Genomic DNA, 16,073 nt, shown 5'->3' with positions numbered 1-16,073 from the left:
CAGGGCCAGGCGCTGGCCCGCACACCACAGGCCCCTTGAAACAGGAGTTTTCAGTGAAGCGCAGCAAGAACCACCGCAAGGCCTCCGAGCAGGTGGACCGCGACCGGCTGTACGCGCCGGTCGAGGCCGTCAAGCTCGCCAAGGAGACCATCTCCGTCAAGTTCGACCCGACCGTCGAGATCGCCCTGCGCCTGGGCGTCGACCCGCGCAAGGCCGACCAGATGGTCCGCGGCACCGTCAACCTGCCGCACGGCACCGGCAAGACCGCTCGGGTCCTGGTCTTCGCCACCGGTGACCGTGCCGAGCAGGCCCGCGCCGCGGGCGCCGACTACGTCGGCGACGACGACCTCGTCGAGGAGATCCAGAAGGGCTTCCTCGACTTCGACGCGGTCGTGGCCACCCCGGACCTGATGGGCAAGGTCGGTCGCCTGGGCCGGGTGCTCGGTCCGCGCGGCCTCATGCCCAACCCCAAGACCGGCACCGTCACCCCCGACGTCGCCAAGGCCGTCAGCGACATCAAGGGCGGCAAGATCGAGTTCCGGGTCGACCGGCACGGCAACCTGCACTTCATCATCGGCAAGGCCTCCTTCGGCGAGCAGCAGCTCATCGAGAACTACCAGGCCGCCCTGGACGAGGTGCTGCGGCTCAAGCCGTCGGCCGCCAAGGGCCGCTACGTCAAGAAGGCCACGCTGACCACCACGATGGGCCCCGGCATCCCGGTGGACCCGAACGCGGCGCGCGCCGTCGCCTAGTCGGCGCGTCCGCGGCGCCGCGGCGCGGCGATCGAGGGCAGCGGGGGCGCCCCGGCTCGGAGGATCCGAGCCGGGGCGCCCTTTTTCGCGCCCGCGCCCTCCATGCGGCCTCCATGCATGCCCCCGCCCGCCGTCCACCCGGCCCGATCCGGCGAAAAGCGGTGGAACCGTTGCCCGGGGCGACACGTCGCATGATTCGGGCAGGTCAACAGGCCGGTCACGAACGAGACGTCTTTGGAGTTTGATCGATGCTGCGAAAGTTCGCCGTCGCCGTCGCGGGCAGTGGTTTGGCAATGGTCGTCGCGGGGTGTTCGGCCCTCCCCGGCGCGGCGGGCGGTGCGAGCGTCACGGAGGTGCTCTCCAACCTGGTGAGCCAGACGCGCGAGGTCGAGAGCTACCGTGCCGAGATGACGACGTCGGGCAGCATGCAGGGGCAGGCCACCGAGATGACCCAGGAGATCACCTACTCCGGCACCCCCGAGCCCACCTACGAGATAACGATGGACCTCGGCACGAGCGGCACCAGCAGGGTGCTGATGCGCGGTGACGAGATCCTGGTGGAGGGCGACCCCTCCATGGGAGGCCCCGCGTGGCTGCGGTCGAGCGCGGCAGAGGGCACCCAGCAGCCCCAGGACCCGATGGCCGAACTGGAGAAGCTGCTCGCCGGCGAGGGCATCGAGGAGGCCGGATCCGAGGAGGTCAACGGCGTATCCACGACCAAGTACACCGGGACCTACAGCGTCGACCAGGCACTGGAGAACATCGACGACGCCGACGCCAAGGAGTCGGCGCAGCAGCTGTACTCCCAGTCGGGCGTCAGCGAGATGGCGTTCGAGGTGTGGGTGGACGACGAGGGCCTGCCGCGCAGGGTGAGCAGCGAGGCCGGTGACTTCACCAGCACCATGGACTTCCTGGAGTTCAACCAGCCCGTCGAGATCGAGTACCCGAGCGCGGACCAGATCGGCGACATGGACGACCTCATGGGCGACCTGGGCGACATGGGCGACATGAATTAGCGGCACCCGCTCCGGAAGCCGGCGAACGCATCCGGCGCGTTCGCCGGCCACCTGACCCCCGCACCGGTCCACCGGACCGTGCACGTCCCACTCACTCCCGGGCATCGGCTAACATTGGTAACTGCCGAAGACCGCCGGTCGTCACCCGTCGGGTGACCTAAGGTCCCATGCGAATGGGCGGCCCGCGCAGGTGTGGAGTGAGCTGCGATCACGCGTGCCCTCGTGCACGTGATCCCGTCGAGCCCCGTGCGCCTGCGCCGGGGCGTTTTTCATGCGCGCGCCCACTCGGATGGCTCCTTGGACCGGTGTTCACTGTTGGAAGGAGTCCCATGGCGAGGCCGGATAAGGCAGCCGCGGTCGCCGAGCTCAAGGAGGAATTCCAGAGCTCGGAGGGTGCCGTGCTGACCGAGTACCGTGGGCTCACTGTCGCGCAGGTCACCGAACTGCGCCGCAGCCTCGGCCAGAACGCGCGGTTCCGCGTCGTGAAGAACACGCTGACCAAGATCGCCGCCAACGAGGCCGGTCTGGACGAGCAGGTCCTGGACCTGTTCGAGGGCCCCTCCGCCATCACCTTCGTCAAGGGCGATGTGGTCGAGGCGGCCAAGGGTCTGCGTGACTTCGCCAGGGCGAACCCGCCGCTGGTGATCAAGGGCGGTGTGATCGACGGCAGGTCGATGACGCCGGAGGAGATCACCAGGCTGGCCGACCTTGAGTCCCGCGAGGTTCTGCTCTCGAAGCTGGCCGGTGCGCTGAAGGGCAAGCAGGGTCAGGCCGCTGCCCTGTTCCAGGCGCTGCCGTCCAAGACCGTGCGCCTGGCCCAGGCACTGCACGACAAGCGAGCGGAAGCCTAAGAACCCCAGAACCCCGCCGGCGCGCCGCGTGCGCCGGTGCCCGAAAGCCTCGGTGCGGCGCCAAGGGGCGGCCGCGCCGGAAGAGAAAGAGAGATCGCAACCATGGCGAAGCTCAGCACCGAAGAGCTGCTCGGCGCGTTCGAGGAGATGACCCTGCTGGAGCTCTCGGACTTCGTGAAGCAGTTCGAGGAGAAGTTCGACGTCACCGCCGCCGCCCCGGCCGCGGTCGTCGCCGCTCCGGGTGGTGGCGGCGGCGAGGCCGCCCCCGAGGAGGAGCAGAGCGAGTTCGACGTCGTCCTGGAGTCCGCCGGCGACAAGAAGATCCAGGTCATCAAGGAGGTCCGCAGCCTCACGAGCCTGGGTCTCAAGGAGGCCAAGGACCTGGTCGACAACGCTCCCAAGCCGCTGCTCGAGGGCGTCAACAAGGAGACCGCGGACAAGGCCAAGGAGGCCCTCGAGGGCGCCGGCGCCACCATCACCCTCAAGTAGTCGTCACCCGGCTGCGCGCGGGCGGTCGTCCCTTCGGGGGCGGCCGCCTCTTTGGGTTTTGACCTCGACCCCAGGATGGGACAGGCGCGCGGTCGGGCGATTCTCTCGCGTGGCCGCCGGGCCCGTGGACGGTAAATCGCCCTCACACGCGCGAAGCGCACGCCGACGTCGTCGGCACAGGCCGACACCATGGTTTCGGCCTGGCGATCACGGTGGCGGCGCGGGGGGCGCGGCGCCGGGGCGATCCTTTGAGGGGCCTTCGGCGCACGAGAGGATCGCCCGGTCACCGCGGATCCCTTCTATGGCCGAACTTCAAGACCCCCTGGAACCGGTGTTGGATCTCAAGGTCAGGATCAGAGGGAGGAGCTGTATGCGGGAAGGAACATCTTTCCCCGATGTCGACTGGCTCACACCTGTCCGGCCTGTGGGTCCTCTCACTGAGGGGGAATGGGGCGTTCTGTCGGATCTGGGCTTGACGGATCCGCCTGTTGGAGCGATGCTGCGTGGTGTCGTGACTGACTCCGAGGGTTGCTGTTGGACAGCGGTGTAGTATTCGGCTACACTGCCCTTTTGCGCTGCCCTTTGACGACTCCTGTGCCAGAGCCCGTACCTCGTGCCCGTTTTCTGCTTGAAATCCTGCTGGATCCGGGCCCCACGATACGTTCTCAGCCGTCGTGAAGAACCGTCCCTGTCTGTCGGTCCTTCAGAGTTCAGGGTCGTCCGGCGTGCGCGCGCATCAACCGCCACAAGCCTTCGGAAGGACCCCTGTTGGCAGCCTCGCGCAACGCCTCCGCTAACGCCCTTGGTCCGAACCGCGTTTCCTTCGCCCGCATTCAGGAACCACTCGAGGTCCCGAACCTTCTCGCCCTGCAGACCGAGTCCTTCGACTGGCTGCTCGGCAACGAGAAGTGGCGTGCCCGAGTCGAGGCGGCCCGTGACGCGGGCCGTAAGGACGTTCCGGAGCAGTCTGGCCTCGAAGAGATCTTCGAGGAGATCAGTCCCATCGAGGACTTCTCGGGCACGATGTCGCTGTCGTTCCGCGACCATCGCTTCGAGCCGCCCAAGTACTCCGAAGAGGAGTGCAAGGACAAGGACATGACCTACTCCGCCCCGATGTTCGTCACGGCGGAGTTCATCAACAACGAAACCGGTGAGATCAAGAGCCAGACGGTGTTCATGGGCGACTTCCCGCTCATGACCGCCAAAGGCACGTTCATCATCAACGGCACCGAGCGTGTCGTCGTGTCCCAGCTTGTCCGCTCTCCGGGCGTGTACTTCGACCGCCAGGTCGACAAGACCTCGGACAAGGACCTCTACGGGTGCAAGGTCATCCCGTCGCGGGGCGCCTGGCTGGAGTTCGAGGTCGACAAGCGCGACTTCGTCGGCGTCCGCATCGACCGCAAGCGCAAGCAGGGCGTCACCGTGCTGCTGAAGGCGCTGGGCTGGACCACCGACCAGATCCTGGAGCGCTTCGGCCAGTACGAGTCCATCCGCAACACGCTGGAGAAGGACCCCACGGCCGGCACCGACGACGCGCTGCTGGACATCTACCGCAAGCTGCGTCCGGGGGAGCCGCCCACGAAGGAGTCGGCCCAGACCCTGCTGGAGAACCTCTACTTCAACCCCAAGCGCTACGACCTCGCCAAGGTCGGCCGCTACAAGATCAACAAGAAGCTGGGGCTTGAGGCCGAGTTCAGCCAGGGCACGCTGACCGAGGAAGACATCGTCGCCACGATCGACTACCTCGTCCGGCTGCACGCCGGCGAGGAGGAGCTGGAGCGCCCGCAGGGCGCGTTCCCGATCGAGACCGACGACATCGACCACTTCGGCAACCGCCGCCTGCGCACCGTCGGCGAGCTCATCCAGAACCAGGTCCGCCTGGGCCTGGCCCGCATGGAGCGCGTCGTCCGCGAGCGGATGACCACGCAGGACGTCGAGGCCATCACGCCGCAGACGCTGATCAACATCCGGCCGGTCGTCGCCTCCATCAAGGAGTTCTTCGGCACCAGCCAGCTGTCGCAGTTCATGGACCAGACCAACCCCCTGGCGGGCCTGACCCACAAGCGGCGCCTCTCGGCGCTGGGTCCGGGCGGTCTGTCCCGTGAGCGCGCCGGCTTCGAGGTCCGCGACGTCCACCCGTCGCACTACGGCCGCATGTGCCCGATCGAGACCCCTGAAGGCCCCAACATCGGCCTGATCGGCTCGCTCGCCGCCTACGGCCGGGTCAACTCCTTCGGGTTCGTCGAGACCCCGTACCGCAGGGTCGACAACGGCATCCTGACCGACGAGATCTCCTACCTCACCGCCGACGAGGAGGACCGCTACGTCATCGCGCAGGCGAACACGCCCGTCAACCCCGACGGCACGTTCGCCGACGACCGCGTCCTGGTCCGCCGCAAGGGCGGGGAGTTCGAGGCCGTCGCCGTCGGCGAGGTCGACTACATGGACATCTCGCCGCGCCAGATGGTGTCGGTCGCGACGGCCATGATCCCGTTCCTGGAGCACGACGACGCCAACCGCGCGCTCATGGGCTCCAACATGCAGCGCCAGTCGGTGCCGCTGCTGCGCGCCGAGTCGCCGCTGGTCGGCACCGGCATGGAGTACCGCGCCGCGACCGACGCCGGCGACGTCATCCTGGCGGAGAAGGCCGGTGTCGTCGAGGACGTCACCGCCGACTACATCACCGTCATGGCCGACGACGGCACGCGCAAGACCTACCGCGTGGGCAAGTTCAGGCGCACCAACCAGGGCACCAGCTTCAACCAGCGCCCGATCATCGAGGAGGGCCAGCGGGTCGAGGCCGCGCAGGTCCTCGCCGACGGCCCCTGCACCGACAGCGGTGAGATGGCGCTGGGCAAGAACCTGCTCGTGGCCTACATGTCGTGGGAGGGCCACAACTACGAGGACGCCATCGTCCTCTCGCAGCGCGTCGTCCAGGACGACGTCCTCTCCTCGATCCACATCGAGGAGCACGAGGTCGACGCCCGCGACACCAAGCTGGGCCCGGAGGAGATCACCCGCGAGATCCCCAACGTCAGCGAGGAGGTCCTCGCCGACCTCGACGACCGCGGCATCATCCGCATCGGCGCGGAGGTCGTCGACGGCGACATCCTGGTCGGCAAGGTCACCCCGAAGGGCGAGACCGAGCTGACCCCCGAGGAGCGGCTGCTGCGCGCGATCTTCGGTGAGAAGGCGCGCGAGGTCCGCGACACCTCGCTGAAGGTGCCGCACGGCGAGTCCGGCAAGGTCATCGGCGTGCGCGTGTTCAGCCGCGAGGACGGCGACGAGCTGCCTCCGGGCGTCAACGAGCTGGTCCGCGTCTACGTGGCGCAGAAGCGCAAGATCACCGACGGCGACAAGCTCGCCGGCCGGCACGGCAACAAGGGCGTCATCGCCAAGATCCTCCCGCAGGAGGACATGCCGTTCATGGAGGACGGCACGCCGGTCGACATCGTGCTGAACCCGCTGGGCGTGCCCGGCCGCATGAACGTCGGCCAGATCATGGAGATCCACCTCGGCTGGCTGGCCAAGAACGGCTGGAAGATCGAGGGCGACGACGAGGACTGGAAGCGTTCCCTGCGCGGAATCGGCGTCGACGACGTCCCGCCGAACTCCAAGGTCGCCACGCCGGTCTTCGACGGCGCCTCCGAGCGGGAGCTCAGCGGCCTGCTGTCCTCGGTCCTGCCCGACGCCGACGGCGATCTGCTGATCAACGAGAACGGCAAGGCGCGCCTGTTCGACGGTCGTACCGGTGAGCCCTTCAAGGAGCCGATCGCGGTCGGCTACACCTACTTCCTGAAGCTGCACCACCTGGTGGACGACAAGATCCACGCGCGCTCCACCGGCCCGTACTCGATGATCACCCAGCAGCCGCTGGGCGGCAAGGCGCAGTTCGGCGGTCAGCGCTTCGGTGAGATGGAGGTCTGGGCTCTGGAGGCCTACGGCGCCGCCTACGCGCTGCAGGAGCTGCTCACCATCAAGTCCGACGACGTCCTGGGCCGGGTCAAGGTCTACGAGGCCATCGTCAAGGGCGAGAACATCCCCGAGCCGGGCATCCCCGAATCCTTCAAGGTGCTCATCAAGGAGATGCAGTCGCTCTGTCTGAACGTGGAAGTGCTTTCCAGCGATGGCATGTCCATCGAGATGCGCGACAGCGATGAGGACGTTTTCCGCGCGGCGGAAGAGCTCGGAATCGACCTGGGTCGGCGCGAGCCGAGCAGTGTCGAAGAGGTCTAATTCCGCGATCCAAGAGCAGGGGACGAATTAAGTGCTCGACGTCAACTTCTTCGACGAGCTGCGGATTGGCCTCGCCACGGCCGACGACATCCGTCAGTGGTCGCACGGCGAGGTCAAGAAGCCGGAAACCATCAACTACCGCACCCTCAAGCCGGAAAAGGACGGGCTCTTCTGCGAGAAGATCTTCGGTCCGACCCGCGACTGGGAGTGCTACTGCGGCAAGTACAAGCGGGTCCGCTTCAAGGGCATCATCTGCGAGCGCTGCGGCGTCGAGGTCACCCGGGCCAAGGTCCGGCGTGAGCGCATGGGCCACATCGAGCTCGCGGCGCCCGTGACCCACATCTGGTACTTCAAGGGTGTGCCCAGCCGCCTGGGGTACCTGCTCGACCTCGCCCCGAAGGATCTCGAGAAGATCATCTACTTCGCGGCCTACATGGTCACCTGGGTCGACACCGACGCCAGGGAGCGCGACCTCCAGTCCCTGGAGGCCCGCATCTCGGTGGAGCGCCAGCACCTGGAGCAGCGGCGCGACTCCAACGTCGAGGAGCGCCACCGCAGGCTGGAGACCGACCTCGCCGAGCTGGAGGAGCAGGGCGCCAAGGGCGACGCCCGCCGCAAGGTGCGCGAGAGCGCCGAGCGCGAGATGCGCCAGATCCGCGACCGCGCGCAGCGGGAGGTCGACCGCCTCGAAGAGGTCTGGAACCGCTTCAAGAACCTCAAGGTCCAGGACCTCGAGGGCGACGAGCTGCTCTACCGCGAGATGCGGGACCGCTTCGGCAAGTACTTCCGCGGCGGCATGGGCGCCCAGGCCATCCAGGAGCGCCTGGCCAACTTCGACCTCGACGCCGAGGCCGAGAAGCTGCGCGAGACGATCCGCAGCGGCAAGGGCCAGAAGAAGGCCCGCGCGCTGAAGCGGCTCAAGGTCGTCTCGGCGTTCCTCAACACCCGCAACAACCCCAACGGCATGGTCCTGGACTGCATCCCGGTGATCCCGCCGGACCTGCGCCCCATGGTCCAGCTGGACGGCGGCCGCTTCGCGACCTCCGACCTGAACGACCTGTACCGCCGGGTCATCAACCGCAACAACCGGCTCAAGCGCCTGCTCGACCTCGGTGCGCCCGAGATCATCGTCAACAACGAGAAGCGGATGCTGCAGGAGGCCGTCGACGCGCTGTTCGACAACGGCCGCCGCGGTCGGCCGGTCACCGGCCCGGGCAACCGCCCGCTGAAGTCGCTCTCGGACATGCTCAAGGGCAAGCAGGGCCGGTTCCGCCAGAACCTGCTCGGCAAGCGCGTCGACTACTCCGGCCGTTCGGTCATCGTCGTCGGTCCGCAGCTCAAGCTGCACCAGTGCGGCCTGCCCAAGCAGATGGCGCTGGAGCTGTTCAAGCCGTTCGTGATGAAGCGCCTGGTCGACCTGAACCACGCGCAGAACATCAAGAGCGCCAAGCGGATGGTCGAGCGTTCCCGCCCCGTGGTGTGGGACGTCCTCGAAGAGGTCATCACCGAGCACCCGGTGCTGCTCAACCGCGCGCCCACGCTGCACCGCCTGGGCATCCAGGCGTTCGAGCCGCAGCTGGTCGAGGGCAAGGCCATCCAGATCCACCCGCTCGTGTGCACCGCGTTCAACGCGGACTTCGACGGCGACCAGATGGCGGTCCACCTGCCGCTGTCGGCCGAGGCCCAGGCGGAGGCGCGCATCCTGATGCTCGCCACCAACAACATCCTGAAGCCCTCCGACGGCAAGCCGGTGACCATGCCCACCCAGGACATGATCATCGGGCTCTACTACCTGACCACCCTCAAGGAGGGTGCGCAGGGCGAGGGCCGCTCGTTCCGCACGCCGGCCGAGGCGATCATGGCCTACGACCTCGGTGACCTGGACCTGCAGGCACGGATCCACATGCGTCTCGACGGCGACGTTCCGCCGCCGAGCGACTGGGTCCGGCCGGAGGGCCACGAGCCGGGCGATCCCTACCGCCTGGAGACCACGCTCGGCCGGTACCTGTTCAACGAGGCCACCCCGGTGGACTACCCGTTCGTGAACTACCAGGTGGGCAAGAAGCAGGTGTCCGCCCTGGTGACCGAGCTGGCCGAGAAGTACGCCAAGGTTCAGGTCGCCACCACGCTGGACGCGCTGAAGGACGCCGGCTACCACTGGGCCACCCGGTCCGGCCTCACGATCGGCATCGGCGACGTCGTCGCCCCGCCGAACAAGCAGGTCATCCTGGACGGCTACGAGCGGCAGGCCGACAAGATCCAGCGGGAGTACGACCGCGGTCTGATCACCGACGACGAGCGTCGCCAGGAGCTGACCGAGATCTGGACCAAGGCCACCAACGAGGTCGCCCAGGAGATGGAGGACAACTTCCCCGCCGACAACCCGGTGTGGATGATGGTCAACTCCGGTGCCCGAGGCAACCCGATGCAGGTCCGCCAGATCGCCGGTATCCGCGGCCTGGTCTCCAACACCAAGGGCGAGACCATTCCGCGGCCGATCAAGTCCTCCTACCGCGAGGGCCTGTCCGTGCTGGAGTACTTCATCTCCACGCACGGTCAGCGCAAGGGCCTGGCCGACACCGCGCTGCGCACCGCCGACTCCGGGTACCTCACCCGCCGTCTGGTGGACGTGGCCCAGGACGTCATCGTCCGGGAGATCGACTGCCAGACCGACCGGTCGCTGTGGCACGAGATCGGTGAGAAGAACGCCGCCGGCGTCGTCGTGCGCAAGCACAACGTCGAGAACACCGGTTTCGGCCGCACCATCGCCGAGGACGTCGTGGTCGACGGCGAGGTCGTCATCCCGGCGCTGACCGACACCACCGAGGCCGTCATCGACCGGCTGATCGCGGCCGGGGTCGAGCGGGTGCGCGTGCGCAGCTCGCTCGTCTGCGAGGCCAAGATCGGGGTGTGCACCACCTGCTACGGCCGTTCGCTGGCCACCGGCAAGCCGGTCGACGTCGGTGAGGCCATCGGCATCATCGCGGCCCAGTCCATCGGTGAGCCCGGCACCCAGCTGACCATGCGGACCTTCCACATGGGCGGTTCCGCCGGTCAGGACATCACCCACGGTCTGCCGCGCGTCCAGGAGCTCTTCGAGGCCCGCATCCCCAAGGGTGTGGCCCCGATCAGCGAGGTCGACGGCCGGATCCGCATCGACGAGACCGAGAAGAGCCGCAAGATCGTCCTGATCCCGGACGACGGCTCCGACGAGATCGCCTACCCGGTGCCCATGCGGGCCCGCCTGCTGGTCAACGAGGGCGACCACGTCACCGTCGGCCAGCAGCTGATCCAGGGTGCGATCAACCCGCACGAGGTGCTGCGCATCCAGGGGCCGCGCGCGGTCCAGCAGCACCTGGTGTCGGAGGTCCAGGAGGTCTACAAGTCGCAGGGTGTCTCGATCCACGACAAGCACATCGAGATCATCGTGCGGCAGATGCTCAAGCGGGTGAACATCCTGGAGTCCGGCGACACCGAGCTGCTGCCGGGCGAGATGGTCGAGCGCCCGAAGTTCGAGGCGATCAACCGCCAGGTCGTGGCCGAGGGTGGCCAGCCGGCCGCCGGCCGCCCCGTCCTGCTGGGCATCACCAAGGCGTCGCTGGCCACCGAGTCGTGGCTGTCCGCGGCGTCCTTCCAGGAGACCACCCGGGTCCTCACCGAGAACGCCATCCACGGCAAGAGCGACCCGCTGCTCGGTCTCAAGGAGAACGTCATCATCGGTAAGCTCATCCCGGCCGGTACGGGCATGCCCCAGTACCGCAACGTCCGGGTCGAGCCCACCGAGGAGGCCAAGGCGTCGATGTACTCGGTCTCCTCCTACGAGGAGCCCAGCGAGTACACCTTCGGCCAGGGATCCGGTGAGGCGGTCCCGCTGGAGGAGTACGACTTCGGTCCCTATAACAGGTGACCTGAGAGACAACCGGTGAGATTGATTGGTTGATCTGGCGACGGCGGTAGTCCACTCCGGAAGGGGTGGCACTACCGCCGTTCGTCTTTACCCGTCGGCATACTCGGACGGGACGAGTTTGATGAGCGCCCACGCGCGGTCGGGAGATCGGACACAGTGACGGAACACGGGGGAGGGCCGTACGGGCCGTCGGACGAGGAACACGAGTCGCCGCAACGGAATTCGGGCTCGTGGTTCACGCCCACTGACGACCGGTATCGGACGCAGTCGCAGTATGAGGACCCGTACGACGAGGAGCAGCAGCGGGACGACCGAGACGACCTGATCCACAGCGGGTACCCGGGGCAGGGGGCGCGGTCCTCGGCCGCCGGCTCGCAGTTCCACCCCGGCGGCACGGGGGGCTACCCGAGCGCCACGGGGGGCTACCCGGGGCTGGGCTACGGCGGCGGTTCCCCGGGCATGGTCGAGCCGTACCCGTCGGCCCTCGGTGACCTCGGCTCGCAGCCGGGCACCGGTCTCGGCGGCGGCGCGGCCCCCGAGGCCGGTGCGGCGGACGACCGCCGCACCGGAAGCGGGAGCACGTCCACGGAGCCGCTGCCCCTGGGGCGGGAGGCGGCCGACGGCGCTCCCTTCGGCGGCGACCCCCTCGGCGGGCCCGGCGGGGACCGCACGCCGGGAGGCTCCGCGCACGGTCCGGCGCTCGCGGGGGAGACGCCGGGCGGGTTCGCGGGGGGATCCCCGGACCACGCGCCCGATCCGGTGCCGCCGTTCGCGTCGGGCTACTCCCCGGCAGCGGACGGCGCTCCGGCGGGTGACCCCTACGGCGGCGACCGGGCGCCGCTGGACGGCCCGCACCCGCCGCAGCCGTTCGGCGAGCCCGCAGGCCCGGGTTCCTCGCCGTGGTCCCGGCCGGGGACCGGCGTCCCGGACCGCCTCCAGGGCCCGGAGGCGCCGTCCGGCGCCGGGCACCCTCCGCTGGGCGAATCCCACGGCGGCGACCGTGCGCCCGAGGCCGCCCCGTCCCCGGGACGGTCCCCGAGCGAACCGGGCGTCCCCTACTCCGCGCCGTCCGGGGCGTCTTTTTCCACCCCCGCCCGGCAGGAGCCGACCGGGCCCTCCGACGACGAGCGCGAGAGCGTGTACCGCGTTCCGGCCGGCGGCCACCCCGTGGGCCCGCCGGCCGCCGGCGCCGACCCCGTCCGCGGGGTGCAGGCCGACAGCGGCGGCTACCCCGGTTGGGGAACGAGCGCCCGCGGCGCGGGCGCGGACCCGCTCGGGACCGCGGACGCGCCCGCCGGTGACCCGGCAGCGGCCCCCGCCCGTTCGGCCGGCGACCCGCTCGGCGACTACGCGCGCCCCTACACCCCCAAGGCCGAGGAGTTCGGCTCCCCGCGCGGCGCCGGCGACCCCCTCGACGGCGGACCGGCGCCATCGGATGACCGGTCCGCACCGGCCGGCGGCTCCGGCCTCGGTACCGACCTCGGCGCCGGGCAGGAGACCGGCAGCGGCAACACCTGGGCGTTCAGCCGGGACGATCCGCGACTGCCGGAGAGCGTGCGGGAGCTCGTGGAGAGCCGGAGCGAGCCCGTGGACGCCGAGGCGAAGCGCGGGAGGTCGCGCGACGGCTCACCCGAGCACACCACCCAGGTGGTGCGGCCGGAGGACCTCCGATCCTGGAGCGGCGGCGCCGACCCCGCCGGGCCCGCCACCGAACCGGCGGCCGACGACCCGCTGACCGCGATCGCCGCAGAGCAGGCGCGCGCGCGTGAGCCGGAGCAGGGAGCGGGGGAGGAGTGGCGGCACCGCCCGCACCTCTCGCCCCACCTCCCCGACCCGGGCGAGGGCACCGGCGAGATGCCCGTCATCGGCGGCGGCCCGGACGCGTCCGAGGGGCCGTTCGGACGCGGCGATTACGACGAACTCGGTTACGGCGCCCGGCCCGACCGCGGCTACGACGAGCTGGGTCCGGACGACCGCGGCCGTGACGGGCTCGGCTACGGCGCCCGGCCCGGTCCGGACCGTGACGGGCTCGGTTACGGCGCCCGGCCCGACCGCGGCTACGACGAGTTGGGCTCGGACGACCGCGGCCGTGATGAGCCGGATCACGTCGCCCGGTCCGATCGGGACTACGGCGGGCCGGGTCCGGACGATCTCGGCCGTGACGGGCTCGGTTACGGCGCCCGCTCCGACCGCGGCTACGACGAGTTGGGCTCGGACGACCGCGGCCGTGATGAGCCGGGCCACGTCGCCCGGTCCGATCGGGACTACGGCGGGCCGGGTCCGGACGATCTCGGCCGTGACGGGCTCGGCTACGGCGCCCGCTCCGATCGCGGCTACGACGAGTTGGGCTCGGACGACCGCGGTCACAACGGGTCCGGCCATGACGACCGCCACGGCCGTGCGGCCGGGTGGGACGGCGACGAGCTCGGCCGTCGGCGGGACCGCGGAGGTGAACCGGCCTATGACGAGCTCGGCTACACCGGAGCCCCGGCGCCCTCCGACGAGCCGGGCCGGGACGGCCCCGGTTACGGCGGGCGCGTCGGCGATCCGGGGCAGGAGGAGTGGCGGAGTCCTTCGGCCTTCTCCGGCGAGGGCACCCAGGTCATGTCCGCCATCGGCGGCGATCCGGGGGCGGCAGGTGAGGCGCCGGGCCGCGACCGCCACGACGAGCCGGGTCCGGACGACCGCGGTTACGGCGGGCCGGGCCGCGATGCCCGGTCCGACCGCGGCTACGACGAACTCGGCGGCTACGACGACCGGTCCGCTCACGGCCACGACGAGCTCGGCTATGACGACCGCCCGAATCGGGTGGTCGAGCCGGGGTACGGCGAGCGCTTCGACGGCGACCTCGGCGGGGGCTACGGCAGCGAGTACAGCGAGTACACCGGTGAGCGACCGGTGCCGGAGGGCGACTACGGCTTCGACGGCCACCGCGACCGCGTGGCCGAGGACGGCTTCGACGACCACGACGAGCACGACGGCTACGACGACTACGGTGACGACTACGGTTACGGCGACTCGCCGGCCCGGCAGGAGTCCCGCGGGCGCCGCGGCCGGTCCGGGCGCGACCGCGTGGCCGAGGAGTTCCCGGGCTTCGGCGACCGCCCGCTGGGCGGTTCCCCCGGCGACGAGTACCCGGGCTACGACAACATCGACCACTGGCCCGACACCGACGGCCTGGCGACCACCACGCTGTGGCTCGGCATCGCGTCGCTGATCCCGGTGATCGGCCTGTTCACCGCGGTCACCGCCCTGGTCCTGGGCCCGAAGGCCAGGCGCAGCATCCAGCGCTCCCGGGGTGAGCTGGACGGTCTGCACCTGGTGAAGGGCGGCACGATCGCGGCGTGGATCGGCATCGCGCTGTTCGTCGTCGAGATCGCGGTCTTCGCCGGGCTCTCACTCGCCGGCTGACGAGGACCCCGGTCCCCGCATCCCGCGGCCCGCCACGGCAGAACGCCCGTGGCGGGCCGCAGTGCGTCTGAGAGGGGAAGGGATCAGCCACTGGGGGGTTGTGAACCTCAGCCGAAGGAGGGATCCGCGGTGACCGGGCGACGGTGCACGCCACCCCCAACCTCAGGGGGTCGTGAAGCCTCAGCCGAAGGTGGGATCCGCGGTGACCGGGCGATCCTCTCGCGCGGCCGAAGGCCCATCAAGGGATCGCACCGGCGCCGCGCCGCCCACGCCGCCACCGTGCGTGCCAGGCCGCAACCGGGGTTTCGGTGCGCGCCCACGGCGGCGGGCCGCCGCGCCCGCTCGCCTCGGCCACCGAGGGCGTGAAACACCGGCCACAGGGGGTTGAACCCCAACCCAAAGACTGAACGCACACCGCCGCCCTTGGGCGCCGGGCCGAAACCGCGGCGTCGGTCTGTGCCCATGGTGTCGGCGTGCGCTTCGCGCGCGGGAGGGCGATTTCCGTCTATGGGCCTTCGGCCACGCGAGAGCATCGCCCACCCGCGCACCATCCCTCCTGAGGCGGGCCTTCACGACCCCCTGGGATGAAGGCACAGATTTCCTGGGCCAGGTGCCGACCGTGGTGATGACGACCCTCACGACGGTGGTATGGGAAAATCAACGCGAGCACTCTTGACGAGCCGTACACTGGATGACAGACCTACGGCAGCATGCGGCTGCGAAGTACGGGTACCCGACGCGACCACCGTCGTTTTGACCAGGTAGTCGCCGTTCGGTACTCTTTAACTTCGTGCCCGTGAGTCAGCGGGTCACACGTGTGCGCTTTATGGTTGCTCCTCATGAGCGGGTGGCGGACGAAGCGGCGCGTGATACCTCCTCCCAGACATTCGACCGCGAGGTCGGGCGTTATCGGTCCCGTCATGCTCGGGACAGAGCGCGACACGCCCGGATACGTGGGTCGGGGGAGAACGGGAAATCCAGCAGGTCAATAGCGAAACGGCTAAGAACCGGCGTAGGTCACGAGGAAGACGGAGACGCGGTGCCCACCATCCAGCAGCTGGTCCGTAAGGGCCGTCAGAACAAGGTCGCGAAGAGCAAGACCCCGGCGCTGAAGGGGAGTCCGCAGCGTCGCGGCGTGTGCACGCGTGTCTACACCACCACGCCCAAGAAGCCGAACTCCGCGCTGCGCAAGGTCGCCCGTGTTCGTCTGAGCAACCGGATCGAGGTCACGGCCTACATCCCCGGTGTCGGTCACAACCTGCAGGAGCACTCCATCGTGCTGGTTCGCGGTGGCCGTGTGAAGGACCTGCCCGGCGTTCGCTACAAGGTCGTCCGGGGTTCGCTCGACACCCAGGGCGTCCGCAACCGCAAGCAGGCGCGCAGCCGCTACGGCGCTAAGAAGGAGAAGTAA

The 16,073-nt window shown here is 69.5% G+C and carries 8 protein-coding genes; all 8 read left to right on the top strand.

The window, feature by feature from the left end:
- Positions 1-53 precede the first annotated feature (53 nt).
- The 8 genes from rplA to rpsL all read left to right on the top strand — a co-directional run bounded on the left by rplA (position 54) and on the right by rpsL (position 16,073).
- Positions 54-752, top strand: a complete 699-nt coding sequence (gene rplA / locus HDA32_RS24655; protein WP_179645448.1) for a 50S ribosomal protein L1 — start codon at positions 54-56, stop codon at positions 750-752.
- Between the two features lie 248 nt (positions 753-1,000).
- On the top strand, positions 1,001-1,768 hold the full coding sequence (locus HDA32_RS24650; protein WP_246334474.1) for an SCO4651 family lipoprotein: 768 nt from the start codon (positions 1,001-1,003) through the stop codon (positions 1,766-1,768).
- A 329-nt stretch (positions 1,769-2,097) separates the two neighbouring features.
- A complete protein-coding gene (rplJ, locus tag HDA32_RS24645; protein WP_179645447.1) occupies positions 2,098-2,619 on the top strand; it encodes a 50S ribosomal protein L10 in 522 nt (173 codons plus the stop codon).
- 102 nt (positions 2,620-2,721) lie between these two features.
- The gene (gene rplL, locus HDA32_RS24640; protein WP_179645446.1) at positions 2,722-3,108 is read left to right on the top strand and encodes a 50S ribosomal protein L7/L12; all 387 of its coding nucleotides are present in this window, start codon (positions 2,722-2,724) and stop codon (positions 3,106-3,108) included.
- Positions 3,109-3,876: 768 nt separating this feature from the next.
- Complete coding sequence (gene rpoB / locus HDA32_RS24635; RefSeq protein ID WP_179645445.1) at positions 3,877-7,344, top strand: DNA-directed RNA polymerase subunit beta; 3,468 nt, start codon at positions 3,877-3,879, stop codon at positions 7,342-7,344.
- A gap of 31 nt (positions 7,345-7,375) precedes the next feature.
- Positions 7,376-11,251: a DNA-directed RNA polymerase subunit beta' gene (locus tag HDA32_RS24630; RefSeq protein WP_179645444.1), complete on the top strand. Its 3,876-nt coding sequence runs from the start codon at positions 7,376-7,378 to the stop codon at positions 11,249-11,251.
- 156 nt (positions 11,252-11,407) lie between these two features.
- The gene (locus HDA32_RS24625) at positions 11,408-14,662 is read left to right on the top strand and encodes a hypothetical protein (protein WP_179645443.1); all 3,255 of its coding nucleotides are present in this window, start codon (positions 11,408-11,410) and stop codon (positions 14,660-14,662) included.
- Between the two features lie 1,039 nt (positions 14,663-15,701).
- Entirely contained in the window at positions 15,702-16,073 is a 372-nt protein-coding gene (rpsL, locus tag HDA32_RS24620; protein WP_179645442.1) for a 30S ribosomal protein S12, read from the top strand.

The organism is Spinactinospora alkalitolerans, from assembly GCF_013408795.1.
GTDB classification, from domain to species: Bacteria; Actinomycetota; Actinomycetes; order Streptosporangiales; family Streptosporangiaceae; genus Spinactinospora; species Spinactinospora alkalitolerans.
This window is presented reverse-complemented; position numbering and strand designations above follow the sequence as displayed.